14 protein-coding genes are annotated in these 18,130 nt (G+C 64.1%); 4 read left to right on the top strand and 10 right to left on the bottom strand.

Features of this window, described 5'->3' with window-relative positions; genetic code table 11:
* Positions 1–7: 7 nt before the first annotated feature.
* A complete protein-coding gene (locus ACGI6K_RS14080; RefSeq protein WP_376945616.1) occupies positions 8–4,087 on the bottom strand; it encodes an SNF2-related protein in 4,080 nt (1,359 codons plus the stop codon).
* A 211-nt stretch (positions 4,088–4,298) separates the two neighbouring features.
* On the opposite strand from ACGI6K_RS14080, the gene ACGI6K_RS14085 reads away from it, so the two are divergent.
* Entirely contained in the window at positions 4,299–4,649 is a 351-nt protein-coding gene (locus ACGI6K_RS14085) for a YajD family HNH nuclease (protein ID WP_376945618.1), read from the top strand.
* A gap of 160 nt (positions 4,650–4,809) precedes the next feature.
* Positions 4,810–5,364 carry a magnesium transporter gene (locus ACGI6K_RS14090; RefSeq protein WP_376945620.1) on the top strand — a complete coding sequence of 185 codons (555 nt, stop codon included), beginning with the start codon at positions 4,810–4,812 and terminating at the stop codon, positions 5,362–5,364.
* 110 nt (positions 5,365–5,474) lie between these two features.
* Here ACGI6K_RS14090 and ACGI6K_RS14095 read toward each other — a convergent pair whose 3' ends face one another.
* Both ACGI6K_RS14095 and ACGI6K_RS14100 read right to left on the bottom strand, forming a co-directional pair.
* Positions 5,475–5,903, bottom strand: coding sequence for a universal stress protein (locus tag ACGI6K_RS14095; protein WP_376945622.1), 429 nt, complete (start codon positions 5,901–5,903; stop codon positions 5,475–5,477).
* 66 nt (positions 5,904–5,969) lie between these two features.
* On the bottom strand, positions 5,970–6,206 hold the full coding sequence (locus tag ACGI6K_RS14100) for a DUF2789 domain-containing protein (RefSeq protein ID WP_376945624.1): 237 nt from the start codon (positions 6,204–6,206) through the stop codon (positions 5,970–5,972).
* Between the two features lie 310 nt (positions 6,207–6,516).
* Here ACGI6K_RS14100 and ACGI6K_RS14105 point away from each other — a divergent pair, with 310 nt between their 5' ends.
* Both ACGI6K_RS14105 and ACGI6K_RS14110 read left to right on the top strand, forming a co-directional pair.
* Positions 6,517–6,726 carry a cold-shock protein gene (locus tag ACGI6K_RS14105; protein WP_376945626.1) on the top strand — a complete coding sequence of 70 codons (210 nt, stop codon included), beginning with the start codon at positions 6,517–6,519 and terminating at the stop codon, positions 6,724–6,726.
* A gap of 89 nt (positions 6,727–6,815) precedes the next feature.
* The gene (locus tag ACGI6K_RS14110; protein WP_012700417.1) at positions 6,816–7,004 is read left to right on the top strand and encodes a hypothetical protein; all 189 of its coding nucleotides are present in this window, start codon (positions 6,816–6,818) and stop codon (positions 7,002–7,004) included.
* A 9-nt stretch (positions 7,005–7,013) separates the two neighbouring features.
* On the opposite strand, the gene ACGI6K_RS14115 is transcribed toward ACGI6K_RS14110, so the two are convergent.
* From ACGI6K_RS14115 to ACGI6K_RS14145, 7 genes are all read right to left on the bottom strand, one after another.
* Complete coding sequence (locus tag ACGI6K_RS14115) at positions 7,014–8,006, bottom strand: lysylphosphatidylglycerol synthase transmembrane domain-containing protein (RefSeq protein ID WP_376945629.1); 993 nt, start codon at positions 8,004–8,006, stop codon at positions 7,014–7,016.
* Positions 8,003–8,770, bottom strand: a complete 768-nt coding sequence (locus ACGI6K_RS14120; RefSeq protein WP_376945631.1) for a DUF2334 domain-containing protein — start codon at positions 8,768–8,770, stop codon at positions 8,003–8,005. The genes ACGI6K_RS14115 and ACGI6K_RS14120 overlap by 4 nt, the downstream gene beginning before the upstream one ends.
* Positions 8,763–9,878 carry a glycosyltransferase family 4 protein gene (locus ACGI6K_RS14125; RefSeq protein WP_376945633.1) on the bottom strand — a complete coding sequence of 372 codons (1,116 nt, stop codon included), beginning with the start codon at positions 9,876–9,878 and terminating at the stop codon, positions 8,763–8,765. Before ACGI6K_RS14125 ends, ACGI6K_RS14120 begins: the two co-directional genes overlap by 8 nt.
* 372 nt (positions 9,879–10,250) lie before the next feature.
* Positions 10,251–11,849: a SulP family inorganic anion transporter gene (locus ACGI6K_RS14130; RefSeq protein WP_394542947.1), complete on the bottom strand. Its 1,599-nt coding sequence runs from the start codon at positions 11,847–11,849 to the stop codon at positions 10,251–10,253.
* A gap of 202 nt (positions 11,850–12,051) precedes the next feature.
* Positions 12,052–13,920, bottom strand: coding sequence for a proton-conducting transporter transmembrane domain-containing protein (locus tag ACGI6K_RS14135; RefSeq protein ID WP_376945637.1), 1,869 nt, complete (start codon positions 13,918–13,920; stop codon positions 12,052–12,054).
* A gap of 8 nt (positions 13,921–13,928) precedes the next feature.
* Positions 13,929–16,466, bottom strand: a complete 2,538-nt coding sequence (locus ACGI6K_RS14140; RefSeq protein WP_376945639.1) for a YbcC family protein — start codon at positions 16,464–16,466, stop codon at positions 13,929–13,931.
* Between the two features lie 627 nt (positions 16,467–17,093).
* A complete protein-coding gene (locus ACGI6K_RS14145) occupies positions 17,094–17,855 on the bottom strand; it encodes a CHAD domain-containing protein (protein WP_376945641.1) in 762 nt (253 codons plus the stop codon).
* Positions 17,856–18,130 lie beyond the last annotated feature (275 nt).

Below are 18,130 nucleotides of genomic sequence, written 5' to 3' on the forward strand. Positions count from 1 at the left end.
CGCTCCGCTAGCCACCGCGCAGCAGGCGCAGCAGCGCCTCGGCGTCGAGCTTGGCGCTGACCTCGCCCCCCTCCAGCAGGCTGTCGGCCAGATCGCGCTTCTGCCCGTGCAGAGCGAGGATGCGCTCCTCGATGGTGTTCTCCGCCACCAGCCGGTAGATAGTCACCGGGCGCTGCTGGCCCATGCGGTGGGCGCGGTCGCTGGCCTGGTCCTCCACCGCCGGGTTCCACCAGGGATCGAGATGGATCACGTAGTCGGCGGCGGTCAGGTTGAGGCCTGTGCCACCGGCTTTGAGACTGATCAGGAAGATGTCGCCGTCGCCGCCCTGGAAGGCTTCCACCCGCGCCATGCGTTCCTTGGCCGGGGTCGCGCCGTCGAGGTATTGGTAGCGGACGCCGCGCTCCTCCAGCCACTTGCGGACAAGGCTCAGGTGATCGACGAACTGGCTGAACACCAACGCCTTGTGCCGGCTGTCGAGCAGCTCTTCGACGATCTCGGCGAAGGCCGCCAGCTTGCTTCCCCGCAGGTCGCTGTCCGGCAGTACCAGGCTCGGGTGGCAACAGAAACGCCGCAGCCGAGTGATTTCGGTGAGCACCCGCAGCGATTGGCTGCCGCTGCCCTCCTCGCCGCTCTGGCTGATGGACTCCAGCGCCTGCTGACGCATGGCCTCGTAGAGGTGCTGCTCGGCGTCGGAGAGCGGTACCCGGTAGACCACCTCGGTGCGCGCCGGCAACTCGTCGAGCACCTGGCTCTTCAGGCGGCGCAGGATGAACGGCTGGATCAGCGCTTTGAGCGCTTTGCGCGCGCCTTGGTCGCCGCGCTCGATGGGGCCGGCGAAGCGCTGGGTGAAATGTTCGCGGCTGCCGAGCAGACCGGGATTGATGAAGCGGAACAGGTTCCACAACTCGCCCAGGTGATTCTCCAGCGGCGTGCCGGTGGCGACCAGGCGGAAATCCGCCTGCAGCGCCATGGCCGCCTGGGAGCGCTTGCTGGCGGCGTTCTTGATCGCCTGCGCCTCGTCCAGCACCACGGTGGTCCAGCGCTGCGCGGCGAAGGACTCGGCGTCCTGCTGCAGCAAGCCGTAGCTGGTCACCACCAAGTCGCGCGGCCCCATCCCGTCCAGGCTGCGGCTCTCGCGATAGGCGTGCAGGCGCAGGGTCGGCGCGAAGCGAGTGGTCTCGGCCAGCCAATTGGGCGTCACCGAGGTCGGCGCCACGACCAGTTGGGGTCCCTCGGCCGATCGGTGCAGCAGCAGGGTCAGGGTTTGCAGGGTCTTGCCCAGGCCCATGTCGTCGGCCAGACAGGCGCCGACGCCCCATTTCGCCAGGCGCGCCATCCAGTCGAAACCCTCCAACTGGTAGTCGCGCAGCTCGGCCTGCAGGGTGTTGGGTACCCGCGGTCGATAATCGCGCAGCGATTCGAGGCGGGACAGATGCTCCTTCCAAGCGGCGTCGGCCTCGAAGCAGCCTACCTCCTCGGCTAGTTCGGCGAGCAGCGGCGCGGTCAGCGAATTGAGGCGCAGGCCCTCGGCGCCACTGCGCTCGGCCAGCCGGCCCAGTTCGTCCAGGCGCCGGCGCAGGCTGCTGCCCAGAGCCAGCCAGTCCTGCTCGCCGAGGCGGACGAAGCGCCCGGGATTGCTCTGCAGCAGTTCAAGCAACTGGCGCAGCTTCAACACACGGCCGTCATCGACCACCACTTCGCCGTCCAGTTCGAACCAGTCGCCGAACTGGCGCAGGCGCAACTGCAACTGGCGCAGGCCGGGCCGGGCCTTGATGCGCATGCGCTCGCCCTCGGGCCAGACGCACTCGAGCAGTTCGGCATCCAGCGCCTGCAATTCGCTCAACACCTGCAGGGCAGCTTGCGGTTCGGCCAGTTGCCATTCGTGCCCCTCGCTGTCGGCCTCGGCCAGCGCTGGGCAGGCCTGCAGCACCTGCTTGAGCTTCCGGCGCTCGGCCTGCAAGTCGCGCACCGCCTGCAGCGGCTTGCCGTCCTGCTCGCCAAGCACGCTCTCAGCGCCCTGCCCCGGGCGGAACCAACTGCCGCCGGTCAGCGGCCGCACCAGCAATTGCAGGCGCAGACCGTCCTGCAGCGGCAGCAGGTGGGCGTACAGCTTGCCGTCGGCGGTTACCTTGTCGATGTTCACCGCCAGTTCCGGCAGGTCCGAGTGGATCGGCAGAAGCGGCGCGATGCTACCGATGGTTTCCATCAGTTGCGCCTTAGCCGCCTGCGGCACGGTCAACCCGCCGCCAATGATCTCGGCGATCTGCCGGGCCTCGCGGCCGAGCGGATAGACCACTAGGCGGGTCGGGGTTTCCCGCTCGATGAACAGCCCCTGGCAGTCCGCGATCCCCTCGGGACTCAGCGCCAGGTGGATCTGCGCACCGCGCTGCCGCAACTCCAGGGCCACGCTGCCGGCCAGCAGATCGATGCGCACCTCCGGCGCGTCGCTCCAGAACAGCGCCGGATGTCCGACCAGATGCGGCAGGGCACGCTCGCCGTCGAGCTGGTAGCGGATGCCGAAGGCGTCGCTGTGCATCTGGATCTGCTGGATGGCCCGGCGATCTTGTTCCAGCAGGTAGTCGAAGCTGCCAGTTTCCTCGAGCAGGCGCTTGAGCGACACCGGCCGGCCCTTGCTCCACTGGCCCTTGGCGCCGAGCCGCTGCTCGCGCGGCTCGATGGCCAGGCTCGGGGTGAGCGGACTGCCGATCATCCAGGCCAGGCGATGACTGCTCTGCGGCTGCGGCGGAGCGCTGCTGCGGGCGCCGGGACGCAGGGCGGCCAGCGCGGCCAGCGCGTGCTCCCACAGCTCCTGGCGGCGATACAGGTCGACCAGCGGACGCTGCCCCAGGCTCCGGTGCCAGTCCGCCTGCGCCGGGGGCAGGCCGAACTGCCGTTCGAGCAGGACATCCAATTCGGCCACCAGCCAGGCATAGCCCTCCTCTTCCAGCTCGGTACGAAACTGCGCCAGGCGGCGCTGCCAGGTGGAGGATGCCGGTGCATCCATCCAGTACAGGACGATCGCGGTCAGCAGCCCATCGAACCCCTCGAGCCGCTGAACCCGGTAGGCCGGATCGGCGCTGCGCACACCCTTGCCCTGGAACTGCTCGAAGAGCTTCTCGAACATCTGATAAGCGGTGCCGAGGCCTTTCTTCAATCCCAGCCCCAGCGCCTGGCGCAGCGCGGCATGCTGCTGGCCGTCGCCATCGACCAACAGGAGCAGGCAGTAGCAGGCGTTGAGCGTGGGTGGTAGCTCGACCCGACGCTTGCGGCTGCCGCGCTGGATGCGGATGTACTCCTGGATCTGCTCCAGGGCCTCGCCCGGCTTTCCGCGCAGCAGATACTCGAAGACTTTGCCGAAAGGCACCCATTCGCTCCGGCCGATCGCCTCGAAACGCGTCCAGTCACCGCGCCAGAGCGCCTGCAAGAATAACTGGAAGGCCAGTTCGGTGGACTTCGCCTGGTCGCTGTCGAGCAGGATCAGCCCCTGCCGGTAAGCCTCTCCGGCCGCCACCAGCCCCTCGTTGGCGCGGGTCAGGTAGTCCTCCAGCAGTACCTCGCGAACGCCTGGGGTGAGCCGGGCGAACAGTTGCCGGCCGGTTTCGTCGGCTAGCAGTTGGCCGCAGGGGTGCGGCAGTTCGCTCCGATCCGCCTCCATGCCGAGCAGCAATTGGGTCAGCTCCGGCACCTCGCCCGCTAGCAAGGCCAGCCAGAGGCCGCGCCACAGGCTCACCGGCAGGCCGCCCGGCGTGGCGACGGCATGCTCGACCAGTCCGCCGCGCAGCTTGGGCCACCACTGCGGCTCGCTCTGCAACAACAGCAGGACCTGGTTGCAGGCCAGCGGATTCAGCCTGAAAAAATCGCGCTCGTCGCCGCGCTCCAGCCACTTCAGCCGCTGCAGGGTTTCCAGCATCTCGCCCAGCGCCACGCCGTCCATGGCTCGACTGGTCGTGGCGCGCACACCAAGGCGCTTGAGCTGTTCGAGCAGAGTGCTCTTGTTCCTCGGACTGGCCAAAAACAGGACATAAAGCAGCGCCTTGTAGGCATCGGGAAGGCTGGCTAGGGTCGAGCGGACGGCTGAGCTGGACATGGGGACCCCAAAAGCGGTGAAACAGAGGATTGCAGGATCTTAGCAAGCTAACTCATTTATCTGACGAGAAGGCCAACAGCGGCATGATGAAGCATCTGCGCCCGCCGCGGAACATCGTACGATTGCCGTACAGCCCCCGATAGCCGTAGTCTCGGAAAATCAGGCATTTCATCCACCGAACAATCGGAACCAGCGGTCAGGCAGGCCCACCATGAGCAAGAACGACAAGAGCAATATCCCCTATGCCCAGCGCGAACAGGGTTACCGGGAGAAAGCCCTGAAGATGTATCCCTGGATCTGCGGTCGCTGCGGCCGGGAGTTTTCCGGCAAGCGTCTTAGCGAACTGACGGTCCACCACAAGGACCACAACCACGACAACAACCCCGAGGACGGTTCGAACTGGGAACTGCTCTGCCTGTATTGCCACGACAACGAGCATTCGCGCTATACCGATAGCCAGTACCAGACCGCTCCCCGCCCAGGCGCCGACCTGGGTCCGAAGACCACCTTCAAAGCCTTCGCCGGTCTTGGCGAGTTGCTCGACAAGGGCAAGCGGGACTGACCCCCTCGTCGCCCGTTCCATCCCGCGGAACGGGCCGCCCCCCCCCGTCCGGCGGCCGCCGACAAGCCGCAAGTGCCCCACTGCTAGACTCAAGAGGGGCTCATCCCCATATCGATCGACCATCCGCCGGAACGTCTTTGCTATGCAGCGGGAGGTGAACATGAACCGGCACTACTACGTCAGTGACGATCTGGACGATTTGGAGCGGGTCGAGCAGGAACTGGAGGCCAAGGGTATCGATACCGAGCAAATCCACGTACTGAGCGAGCAGGATGCCGAACTCGAACGGCACCGCCTGCACAGTGTGCCCTCGGTCATGAAGACCGACATGGTCAGATCCGGCACGCGCGGCCTGCTCATCGGCGTGCCGCTGGCCATCCTGGTACTGGTGGTCGCCCACTTTGGCGGCTGGACGAACACCACCTTCGGCTGGATACCCTTCATCTTCCTGGCCCTGGTCTTGTTCGGCTTCAGCATCTGGGAAGGCGGCTTCCTCGGCATCCAGAAGAACAACCGCTACTTCGGTCCCCTGCAGGACCGGCTGCAGCAAGGCAAGCACGTGTTCTTCGTGGACGTCGAGCCGGATCAGGAGACGCTGCTCGAACAGGTCATCCGCCATCACCCGAAGCTGGAAGTCGCCGGGATCGGCACAGCCATGCCCCACTGGATCATGAGCGGGGAAAAGAAATGGCACCACTTCAAGAACAAGCTTTGACTGCCGCCCGGAGATGCCAGGTGGCAAGAAAACGGGGACGTTCGCGCGCCTGTGAGCGCAGGTCCCGGACCGGGGCTGGAAACCGCCTCCAGTCCGGGGCGGCGCCGGGTTTATTTGATCAACAGCACGGGTACCGCGACCTCGTGCACCACGCGGGTGGAAACCGAACCCATTATCAGGTTGGAGAAGTTGGTCATGCCGCGAGTTCCCATCACCACGAGGTCACAGCCGAGCAGCGCGACCGCCTTGGCGACCTCCCCTACAGTTTCGCCCAACTCCTCATGGGCGGTGGCCTCGAGGCCGTGCGCGCGGAGAAGCTCGACTCCCTTCGCATTGATCTTGCGCCCATGCTCGCGGGCGGCGTTGACCAGGCTTTCCAGCATGGGGCCGGCGGCGTAGTCGCCGTACATGATGGGATGGCCCTGGACGTTCAGCAGATGGATCTCCAGATCCGGCAACCGCTTCACCAGTTCCACAAGATAGAGCAAGGCGCGCTTGGCGCTTTCGGAACCGTCGAACGGAACAAGTACTTTCTTCATGGACTGCACACTCGTTGTGCCTGGTGGATGAAAAGATCGCGAAAGACCCGGCAACCGGGAATTCCCTCAATGCTTGGGATGCAGGCGCTCGTTCAGTTCGTCGACGATCGGTGCCCAGTCGGCGTCCTCGAGCAGTTCCTCCTTCAGCAAGGTCGCCTGGGCCGGCGTCCAGAAGGGAGCCTCCGACACCGCCACATCGTCGGGCAGCATGTGGCTGCCGATGAAGGTATCGATGCTGGAAGGGTCCGACTGCAAGCCCAGTTGATCGAACAGTGTGGACAGGTTACGGATGGGCATTTCCATCTTTCTTCCTCCTCTGTTGCCTGTTGGGGAGCGCGCATGCCGCTTCCTTTTATTAACCATAGCGGAAAATCCGCCAACGACCGCTTGACCCAGCGCAACGTCCGGCACGGAGCCCGCCCATCCATCGATTGGCGGAGAAAAGGCTAGGTGATCCACCCGCGAAGAGGTAAAGTAGCTCCACTGTGCTGCATGCGTTACCGTCAAACGATCCGCTCGAAGTTGTTCCGATCCTTTTTCGATTGCTCTTTGCACCCAGTCAACGCCCGGACCGAACCGGTCCGGTATCCAACTTTGTCCAAGGAGACAATCCATGTCCAATCGTCAAACCGGTACCGTCAAGTGGTTCAACGATGAAAAAGGCTTCGGCTTCATCACCCCGGAAAGCGGCGCCGACCTGTTCGTTCACTACCGCTCCATCCAGAGCAGCGGCTTCAAGAGCCTGCAGGAAGGCCAGCGGGTTTCCTTCGTGGCCGTGAAAGGTCAGAAAGGCATGCAAGCCGACGAAGTGCAGGTGGTTTGATCGCCTGTACCTCAGCGTACAAAAGGAACCGGCCTTCGGGCCGGTTTTTCATTTCGGGTGATCACCCCCCTGGCAGAGGAGAAGCTTCCATGGTCACGCGAGTCGCAGGATCGAACGGTAAGGCCAAACCGGATCCCAGCCGGGAAACCCATGAATCCCTCGATGCCCTGATTTCTGCTTTTCTCCGAAGCGGTGGCGAGATTCAGCAGATCGCCAACGGTGTCAGCGGCCAGGTCGCCGGCCCGCCCAGCCGCCACATCAAGCTCGGCAAGAAGTAGCCAGCCGCCTCAAGATTGCCGATAGCGCACCAGCCGCCGCAGCAGCGGCCGGCCCGCCAGGTGCAGGAACACCGGCGCACCGACTATCAGGTAGAAGTAATAGGTGACGGCACGCCAGATCAAAATCGCCGCGGCGCTGGTCGACTTGCCGACCAGCGGGGCGAGCAGCGCCGCCGAGGCCAGCTCCGCCCCGCCGGCGCCGCCCGGCAGCAGGCTGGCCTGCCCGGTGCTGAGCGCCAGCATCTGCACCAGGAAGGTCCAGGCCCAGGACAGCTCGCTGCCCAGACCGCGCAGGGTCAGGTAGAGCACGCTGTAGCGCAGCCCCCAATGCGCGACGCTGAGCAAAAACACCCCGAGCAGCAGCGGGCGTGGCAGGCTCAGGCTCTGGCGCAGGGCATTGCGAAAGCGCATCACCTTGCGCGCGTATTGCATCCGGCGCCACGTGCTCACGCCCAGGCGCTGCAGCAGCCGGCCGTTGAGACGGAACATCTGGCGATGGAAGCGACCGAGCAGGAACAGCAGGACGAACACCCCTACCAGCAGGCCGGCGCTGACGCCGAGCAGCCAGGCGAGGTGCGGGCTCAGGGCATGGGACAGGGCATAGACCAGGATGCCGAGCAGCGCGCAGGCGAACACCAGCAGGTCGGTGAGCTGGTCCACCGCGTAGGTGGCCGTGCCCTGCGCCGCCGATACCCCGCGGCGCATCAGCAGCGCCATCAGGGTCAGGGGTCCGCCGGCGCCGCCCGGCGTCGCGCAGATGGCGAACTCGGTAGCCATGACGATGCCCAGCGCGTCCTTCTGGGATAGCCGGAGGCCGGGCAGGAGCAGGCGCAAGCGCAGCGCGTTGAGGTTCCAGCAAACCAGGATGATGCCGAACATGGCCAACAGCAGATTGGCCGGAAAACCCTGCACCAGCCGCCACAGCCCGGTGCCTCCGAGCAGCAGGGGGATCAGCAAGGCAGCGAACAGACCGCCCAGCAGCAGCCACAGGCCACGGCTCATGCGCCGCTACCCGGCGCTTGCGCGGATTGCCGCTCCAGCCAGCCGATCTTGGTCAGCGGCCGGCGCCCTTCCGTCAGCAGGCGCACCAGCAGATCCACCCAGTAGTGGCGGGAAAAGTCGTGGCGCATATCCACCGGGTGCAAGCCGAGACGCAAGAGCGGCGCCTGCCGATGGCGGGCGGCGAGGCCGCTGCAAACCAACCGGGACAGACCGCGGCGCCAGCGGCTGCGGGCGCTCCAGGTCAGGCCGGGGGCACCGATGGACTGGAAGTCCGGCAGCCGGTAGAGGTGACGCAGGTCGCTGGTATAGCGCAGCGGGGTTTCCCGCAGGGCCTGGCGGGTGCCTTCGCTCATCAGCCAGGCCGGGGCGACGAAGCCGTGCAACGGCCAACCACAGTGCCGGAACACCTCCATGCCCCGTTCGAGGCGCTGACGCGCCTGGGCTTGGTCGAGCCGGTAGAACTCGCCTTCGCAGGTGTAGACGCGGCGCATCAGCCAGTCCTTCGGATTGCGTGGTGGCGGCGCCTCGTCGCAGTGGTGATAACCGTGCAGGACCAGTTCGTCGCCGCGCGCTAGCCGCGCATCGAGCTTGCGGCGCAGTTCGAGGTGCGCCGTCAACGGCTGGCGGTGATGAAAATCCGGCACCACCAGCCAGGTGATGGGCACGTTGCCCAGGGCGTCCACCACCGCGACGAAATTCCGGTAGTCCGCCCAGGTCTCGGGGGCGACATCGTGCAGGACCAGCAACAGATGGCGCTCAGACATTCACGGCGACCGGCAGCTCGGCCGTGCCCAGCACGGCATGGTAATGGGCGAGCAGACCGGCGACCACGGCATCCCACGCATGGTGGGCCTCGACATGCTGGCGCGCCTGCCGTCCCAGCCGGGCGACATCGCCCTTGAACAGCTCGCGCACGGTCGAGGCCATGGCCCGGGCGTCGTTGGGCCGGCACAGGCGGCCTGCGCTGAACGGCACTATCTCGGCCAGCGCCCCGGCGCGCGCGGCGACCACCGGAATACCGCAGGCCATTGCTTCCAACACTATCAGGCCGAAGGTTTCCTGGTCGCCGGCATGCAGCAGCACATCGCTGCTAGCCATCAGCCGGGCGACCGCGGCGGCTGGCTGGAAGTCGTTAATCACCGTGACGTTGTCCGGCACCCGGTGCGGCATGTCGGCGCCGACCAGCAGCAGATGGTAGGGCGCGCCGAGGCGCCGGGCGACCTCCAACAGGATGTGCAGGTTCTTCTCGCGCGCCCCGCGACCGGCGAAGATCATCAGCCGGGTTTCCTCGGAAAGCCCCAGCTCGCGCTTGAGACCCGGATCGCGGCGCGTCGGCTGGAAGACCTCCAGATCGACGCCCAGCGGCTGCACGAACACCTCCTTCACGCCCAGGCGCAAGAGCTTTTCCGCCATGATTTGGCTGGGCGCCAGCACCCGGTCGAACTGGCCGTAGAGATACGCCACGTAGTCGTTCACCCGCTCGCCGCACCAGGCGCCGACGCGCTTGGTGGCCAACCGCGGCAGATCCGAATGGTAGAAGCCGACTACCGGGATGTTCAGGCGCCGGCCGGCGTCCAGCGCGGCCCAGGCCGTCACGTAAGGATCGCCGACCTCGATCAGGTCGGGCTGCAGATGCTGCAATTGCTGACGCCAGGGCGCGCGGCGCAGCGGAAAGCGATAGCCCTTGGCGAACGGCAGCAGGGGCGCCGGAACCTCATAGATGCCGGCCTGCTCGCGGTAGCCGGCGCCTGGCACCAGCACGCTGTGGCGCACTCCGGAATACAGCCGCAGACGACGGTGCTTGGCCTCCAGATAGGTCCGCACGCCACCGCTGGCGGGGGCATAGAACATGGTCATATCGGCAATGTGCACGAGCTTCCTCCGTCCGAAGGCCTTCGGTGCCGGCCGCCTCGGTCCCGCGGCGAAATAGGTTCCGTCCGCGGACAGGCGGTCCCGCCATGAAAATCGCAGTGCTGTAGCAAAAAGATAGTCTGTGCCCGTTTCGGCGTCAGGAAATCGATTCCCGGCGAACACAGGCGAATATACCCGGACGTTGCAGCAAAACCGGGGAGCATCGGGGTAGACCAACCGAAACGCCATGGAGTTTCTTTCGGACCTGTCGACCCGGCTCCATGGCTAAGCCATCGCATCCGCAAAGGCCGTTGGAAAAGCGGCCATTTTTGGCCGCCGGATCGGTCGCCGGTGGGCGCGCGAAGGCACCCGGCCGGCGTGGGGAATGGCCGCTCAGGCCAGTTGGACGTTGCTCGGCAGGCGCTTGCGGGCGGCCAGCGGATGGTCCGAGAAGGGCTTGAAGCGCTCGAAGCCGTTGACGATCAACGCCCCGCCGGCATGCTCGAACTCCTCCTTGAGATGGCTCAAAAACTCCATGAAGGTATGGTCCACCAGATGAGCCTCGGCAAAATCGATGATCACCGTGGAACTACGATCGAGCTGGGCGAACAGCTTCTTGAAACCCAGCAGATTGGAGAAGATCGCCGCCCCGCCGACCTCAACCCGTTCCTCGCCGCCCTGCCGGGAGTGCTTGTAGCGGGCCTTGAAGAAATTGCCGAACGACACCCGGTGTACCAAGTTGAACGCCAGCTCCGTGGCGATGCCGGCACCGACGCCGATCAAAAGGTCGGTGGCCAGCGTCACCAGCACTGTCACCACGAAGATGGCCAACTGTTCGGCGCCGATGCGGTAGACCTTGAAGAACTCGTGGGGCGAGGCCAGGCGGTAGCCCACGGCGATTAGCAGTGCCACCAGGGCCGAATTGGGGATCATCTCGATGACCGGGATAAACAGCAGCATGGCGATGAACAGGAACAGGCCGTGGAAGAAGTTGCTCCAGCGGCTGCGGGCGCCGAAGGTGACGTTCGCCGAGCTGCGCGCCACCTCGGAGATCATCGGCATGCCGCCCAGCAGTCCGGACAGGGCGTTGCCCGCACCCACCGCGACCAGATCCCGGTTGGCGTTTGAAACGCGCTTCCAGGGGTCCAGCCCGTCGACGGCCTTGACCGTCAGCAGGGACTCCAGGCTGCCGATGAGCAGGAACATCAGCACGTACTTCCAGAACACTGCGGTGCCGATCAGGGAGAAGTCCACGTTCAAGCCGACGTTGGCCCAGAAGTCGCCGATGGTCACCATGTCGAACACCGGCTCGGTGTGCTTGAAGTCCATGGCCAGAGCCATGGGCACGGTGACCAACAGGACCAGCATCGGCGCCGGCACTTTCTTCAGTCCCGGAATCTTCAGCAGCGGCATGCCGAAGATGATCGCCAGGCTGATGAGGCCGACCAGCGCCACGTGGGAATCGGCATGCATGATCGAGGCGGGAATCCGCTCGAACAGCTCGACCAGTTCGAGCCCCTTGAGGCTAGCCGGATCGATGCCGAGCAACACGTGAATCTGCTTGGCGAAGATGATCAGGCCGATCGCCGCCAGCATGCCGTGCACGACCGAATGCGGAAAGAAGTCGCTCAAGGAACCGAATTTCAGGAAACCGAGCAGCATTTGCAGCATGGCCGCCACGACGATCGCGCCGAGCGCCAGGTGCCAGCCCTGGGCGCCACCGCCAAACTCGATCACGGCGCCGGCGCAGATGGTGATCAGGCCGGCGGCCGGCCCCTTGATGGTGAGCCGCGAGCCGGCGAACAGACTGACGAACATGCCGCCGATCATCGCTGTCAGCACGCCCATGGCCGGCGGGAATTCGCTGGCCTTGGCGATGCCGAGACTCAAAGGAAGCGCCAGCAGGAATACCAGGAATCCCGATATCGCATCGCTGCGCCAGTTTTGTTTGAGGCCTTTAAAGCCATCCTCTGGAATTGCACACGCTTTCATAAGGCAATGACCCCTTCGATATTTACATGCACTTTCAAATAATTGGTACGACTATCTCTGGCAAAAACTTTTCAATGAATCGGAAGAGCCTCCCTCAACGCTTCGGCCATTTACCGAAAACCCGCAGGAGCGAACTTTCTCGCAATGCTTTGCCTGCCATTGCCAATCGTGGATTAATCCGCTCCTGCACCGGCGAGTCGAATCAAGAAGACTTGTAGGCCACTTCGTAGACCGACTTGGCATGTGGTCCGAGAAATACCCGCGCGTAGATACGGATGATCGACAAACCGACCAGAACGAAACTAAAACTGGTCAAAAAGGCCAATCCGATCTGCCCTTCCTCGATATGCGCGAACATCAGGTCTTCGCCGATGAACGTCGGGCTGATCGGAAAACCGGTGGCGCACAAGCAACTCAGCAGAAATACGAAAGCGATCTTCGGATGCTGCCGGCAATGGCCATGGAAGCGGTCGAGATCGATATCGCCTTCGAGATGCTTGAGCCGCCGCAGGCAGAGAAGTCCGACGACTCCAGCCAGGGCCACACCGCTCAGGTAGAGATAACTTTCGCCGAAGCCGAAGTCGGCATTGAAGGAAGTGGCCAGGGCGATCCAGAAGTGCGTTAGGATCGCCAGCAGCCAGGCCATGCGGGCGCGCCTGCGCTCGGTGAAGGACTTGAGCACCAGCACCGCTGCCATTGCCGCGAAGATCACCGGCAGGATTTCCGTGACCGCGCCGGGCAACGCCTCACGGTTGTAGACCAGGAACAGCCCCAGCAGATAGACCGGCACGAAGATGCCGACGACCCGCCAGAAGGTCAGGAAGTCCAGACGCCGCCCCAGATTCTTCATAGGATTCCACAACTTGCGGTACATGAAGGCATCTAGGTCGAACTCGCGCACCGAGAGCATGTAGAGCGAATACATGAACTTCTTCGGCAGCACCCACCTGGCATGGTGTTGCCGCGGCACGAAGTTGTAGAACTGCTCGCGGATTAAGTAGGCCGCCACCGACGGCGAAACCAGTAGTTGGTAGGTGCGCAGGAAGGCGTTCCCGGCGAAATGCAGCAGGGCCAGGGCATCGAAGCCGAGGGCAATCTCGATGAAGATCAGGCCGATCTGGGCGATGGAAGCGTAGGCGATCTGGCTCTTGATCGCCGACTGCGAGCGGGCGATCACCGTCGCGACGATGCTGGTAGAGGCGCCCAGCAAACCGACGACGAGGCAGACGGACGGCTGGTCGCGCCAGAGCGGCGCGGTGCGCAGCAGCAGGAAGACCCCCATGTGCACCGACAGCGAGCCGTAGAAGATCGCGCTCGACGGTGTCGGTCCCTCCATGGCCCGCGGCAGCCAACTGGAGAACGGCAGTTGCGCCGACTTGGCGGCCGCGGCCACCAGGATCATCAGCGCCATGAGGACACCGACCAGGGAGTGCGGCTGCAGGTGTTCGAGCACGAAGGCCCGGTCTTCGAGCATGTGGAAGCTGACGTTGGCGTGGAACAGGTGGTGCATCATCCACATCGCCAGCAGCAGGCCAACATCGCCGATCCGGTAGATGGAGAACACTTTGACCGCGTTCTTCACCGGCAGGTAGCGGTCCCGGTAGAAGGCGATCAGCAGGAACGAGGTGATCCCCAGCACTTCCCAGCCGGTGAACATGGTTTCCATGTTCCCCGAGAACACCACCATGTTGTAACCGGCGTAGAAGAACAGCACCGTGCTGAAGAAGCGCTTGTAGCCTGCCTCGCGGTGCATATAGTGGCGGCTGTAGAGCAGCACCATGAGGGTCAGGAAGGTACCGACTAGCACATAGGTCGCGGTGATCCGATCGAACAGGAAGTCGATGTAGAACTCGTAGCTATCCGTGTGGAACAGCACGAAATCCTTCAGCTCCAGGGTGGGAAAACCGCGCAGCGCCCAGTACGCCAGGAACAGGACGAAGCCAGCGAGATTGACGCCGACCGTGACCAGCGCGGTGCGCGAGATCCGTTTCTCGTCCCGCTCCGGGTGGGTCAGGCTGATCAGGAAGCCGATCAGCGGTAGAAAGATGAAGATTTGCAGTGCGAAAGCCATGGTGACTCCTACCTCAACTCGAGGACAGGCAGGTTGTCTGCCTGGGTTTCAAAGAGTTTTTCGAGGTCCGCGGCGACATCGATCCGTTCGGTCAGCGCTCGGTATGGCTCGAAGGTGCCGTCCCGGAAGCGGAACAGCTCGTGGGTCTCGGGGTTGACGACCGTGAGGTTGAGCCATTCGTTGGCGAACCATTCCCAGGTGGCCGGCTGCTGGCGGATAGTGTTCAGGACCACCTCGGGGAAATGCTCGACGACGATCATCATCCGCACCGGGTGATGCACCTCGATCATCTGACTCGGCAGGCCGGGACGCAGGTCGCCGTCGTTGCCGTTGGCCACGCCGATCAGGCCCATCACGTTGTGCGGCAGCTTGCTGCCCGCCCCCAGCTTCTGGTTGTCCACGTGTGAGAAGAAATACTCCAGGTTGATCCCGCCGCAGACCGGCGCCGCGGCGCGCAGGATACCGAGCAGGAACTTGCCGTCCGGATCGACGCGGTAGTCGTAGGAATTGAGGAACGAGCGGCGGTCGAGGAACAACTTGCGACTCAGGAAGCGGCGCCCGACGATGCACAGCGCGTTGGTCGCGTGGTTCAGCTCGGGGCGCGGCTCGAACAGGGACACGGCGCGCGCCTTGACCGCCTCATGCACCCGCTCCGGCGACTGCTGGCTGTCGGTCAGCTCGAAGCGGCGCGAGCGCTCCTTGGCGTTGAGCGCCAGGGCCTTGTCGAACACCGCCACGTTGGTCCGGTGCCGGGCGAGGTTGTCGGGGCTGAGCGAGTCCTCGTCGTAAAAAGCGATCTCGTCGCGGGTGGTGTCGTGCAGCGCGCCGACGAACTGGGTCGTCGCCGGGATCTCGATGCCCTTGCCGGCAAGGATCGCGCGCACCTCGGGGTGGTTGAGCATGAAGCAGATCACTCGCGCGTTCACCGACCCCGGCCGCCCAGAACAGGCCCCGCAGTCATAGGCGGCGTAGTGCGGATTGTTGGTGTTGCTCGCACCGTGCCCGACCACGTAGACGATAGGCGCGAAATCCTGAGTCAGGCCGATACTGCCCAGCAGGTTTTCTGCGCGCTCGGCCATCTCCGCGACGCTGAAGCCGATCTGCAGGCCATCTTCGCGGTCGTCCGGCGAACGGTTCAGGATGGTCAGGCTGGAGGCGCGATCCATATGCCGGAAGGACGAGGCGCCGAGCGGGCTTGCCGAGGGCTTGAGGATGTTGTTGAAGAGTTTGACCGCCGACCAGAAGCCGAGGGTCTGCGAGATCACCCAGCCGCCGAGCAGGTCGTGCGAGTGCTTGCTAAAGTGCGGCTCGGCCTCGAGCCTGTCCTGGCTACCGGTTTCCTTGATCAGGTATCGGGGCTCGATCGGACCCGGACATACCTTGGTGTGGGATTTGGCGTTCTTCGGCTTGAAATAGAACTCCACCCCGAAGAAGCCCGGTGTCCCGTAGGTTTCGCAGTGCGGATCGAAGCTTTCGATGTGCCGGCGGAACGAGCAGATCCGGTCGTCGATGCAGAACAGGCCCTGGAAGCTCTTCGCCGGCAACGCCGGGCTTTCCGCGGGCTGGCGCTGGATGGCGCTCAGCACGGGATCGTAGAAGCTCCACTCCAGCGCCTCCTGCCAGATCGCCAGGGCGTCGTGCAGCTCGGTGCGCGGCACCTCGGCGAGGATGTCCAGCGGCTCGCCGCCCAGCTCCGCCTCCAGCGGGCTCCATTGCTCGTCGAAATGCTCGTCGAGCGCGTCGATCTCTAGGAGCAACTCGAAGACGATCAGTTCGCGCAGGCCGATCCTACGGCTGTCGATTAGGGTATCGGGATGCGCTTCGATCACCGTGACCATGCCCGACCAGCCTGGATGGGCGAACTGCTGGTCGAACAGATAACGCTCGAACAGCGCTTCGTCGCGCACCAGGAGCTTCAGCAGGTCGGCGATGGAACAGTCCTGTTCGAGCAGCAGCCGGCGCGCCCGCTCGCGGCGGAAGAAGCTAGTGAAGCTGTGGCGCTCCAGTTCGCGGATGGCGCACAGGAAACCCTCGCCGCCGGACGGGAAGGTCCACATCGAGATGCCCTGGTCGAGATAGCTGCAGAGAATGCGGAACAGCAGCGGATGCACCAACGAGTCCAGATCGATCCGCAGGTTCTTCTTCCAGTTCGCCCGCACCGCACCGATGCGCGGTAGGGGCGGCGGCGCGAAGCTGCCCGCGACGAGCTTGGTCTTCCAGAGATCGGATTGATCGCCCTTGTGGCGACGGACGACCCAGTCGAGCACGGCCGGCGTTATCTCGCCGCGCTGATAGAGGTCGCGGTATTTATCCAGTTTCAAGGACAGGTTGTATCCGAAGATACCCGAGGCATTTCTCAGCGCATCGTGGAACTTCAAATTCTGGAAAGCATGCAAGGTGTTGTGGTGAACGAAATCCTTCAGCGGAGCCTGTTTCGGAAGATAGTGCTCAAGCTCGTGCAATACCGTTGTCTCGTCGAAACGAGCGGATTGCACTGGACTTTCTGATCTGACGCTCATCGATTCATCTCCGAAGGCCATCGGCATATTTCAAATGGCCCCGAGAAAGATTGAATAAAGCCGTATCCCGCCGGTCCTTCGAAGACGATAAATCCCCGAATGGCATATCCGGACAAGACGGGCCATTTCTCTACCTAATCCAATTCGATACCGTTGCCGGCGAAGCCTCGTCAAAAAAGCTTCTTGTTATTAGATTGACAATCTGCTTCTCATCATTCCGCTTTGGAAATAACGCCATGCGCTCCGAAAAGCGCGCAAGGCATTTTCGATAAACTTTCCCTCAGCCGGTTCGTGAAAAAATCGTTTATTCCAGGCCCTTCCAACGGGCGCTCCAGAGCCCCCAAAAAATTTATTTCAGGATATTACAATAAATTCCAAACTGTTCAACAGAAGCACGTTGCATGCCAATCGACAGCAAGGAAAGAATGCGAAAGCTATATGTCAGGATAAATTGACTGGTGGTTATGTGAAAAACGTCGCTCGAGCGGAGCGCCTGTTCCCGCGTCTCGAAGAACCGCGCCAGTGCCCCGCACCACGATGACTCTGGCCATCGGGAAGATTGCGGGCCGGCCCCGCTGTCGATCGGTAACGCCCACGACCGGGAAAACGGCGTGGCCGGACGCGGTCCGCCAGCGCTCTGACCGAGGCCCTGGGTCAGTCCGCGGGAAACGCCTTGAGAAGCGGCTTCAGCGCCTGCTCCGAGCACTGCTCGGCGTCGGCAAGGGCCTGGCGCCAGGCCGTGCATAACGGTTGAAGATCGGCCTCCTGCCCGGCCCGCTGCAACCACTGCATGCAATCGTGCCAGTCGCCCAGGGCCGATTGCGCCTCTTTCAGACACTTGGGTGCCTTGTCCGGCAGGTCGGACAGATCGGGATAGACCTCGGCGGCGTAGCGTACTCGTTTGATCCGCACGCGCAGCCGGTGGCGGTCATGGTTCGGATCGCGCAGTTCCTTGCCGAGCTTGCGCCGCTGCTTCGCCAGCTCCTTGCGGATGTGCTTGCCCAATCCCTTGAGCTTCCCTTCCCGCCTGGCCTCGCGGCAGATCGCCGGCCAGGCGGCCAGGGCGTTGCGCAACAGCAGCCACTCGGGACTGGCCAGCAGGGCATCGTAGCCGGCTTCCAGCCCCTGCCGGCGGGACTCGCCCAGCTCCGGCCGTTCGCGCGTCGCCAACTCCTGGATCAGGACTTCGGTATCGCGCAAGGATGTGCTCCGATGGCCGACGGCGGCGGCGACCTCCTCCAGCGCACCGATATCGGGAAGGTCGCGCAGGGGACGCAGAATGCTGCGCAGGCGGCGCACGGCGACGCGCAGATCATGCAACGCCTCGCCGTCGCTGCGCCCCTCCAGACGCTTGCCGCAAGCCTGCAACTTGGCTTCCAGGGCCACCACCTGTTCGATCAGTTCGTCGACGAGCATACCCCTGTACTCCTGCGGCCGGATCGGCCGAACCTATGCATCACTCGAACGCGCGGGCCGGGCACCGTCGAGACCGGCCGGCCGGCGATGGGAAGCCAGCGGCCGCGCCTGCACGAAATCCTCCGCCGACTGGCGAACAGCGGCCATCGAGCCGGACCGCGTAACCGGCTATCCGACGATTTGCTCAATGGTGACGTGCATGGCGCCGCCTGGAAATGGAAAAGACGTCTCCTCGCTCGGAGGCGAACCGAGCCGACTCGTCGCCGACAAGCCTC

The sequence above is a fragment of the Azorhizophilus paspali genome (assembly GCF_043587585.2).
Lineage (GTDB): Bacteria > Pseudomonadota > Gammaproteobacteria > Pseudomonadales > Pseudomonadaceae > Azotobacter > Azotobacter paspali.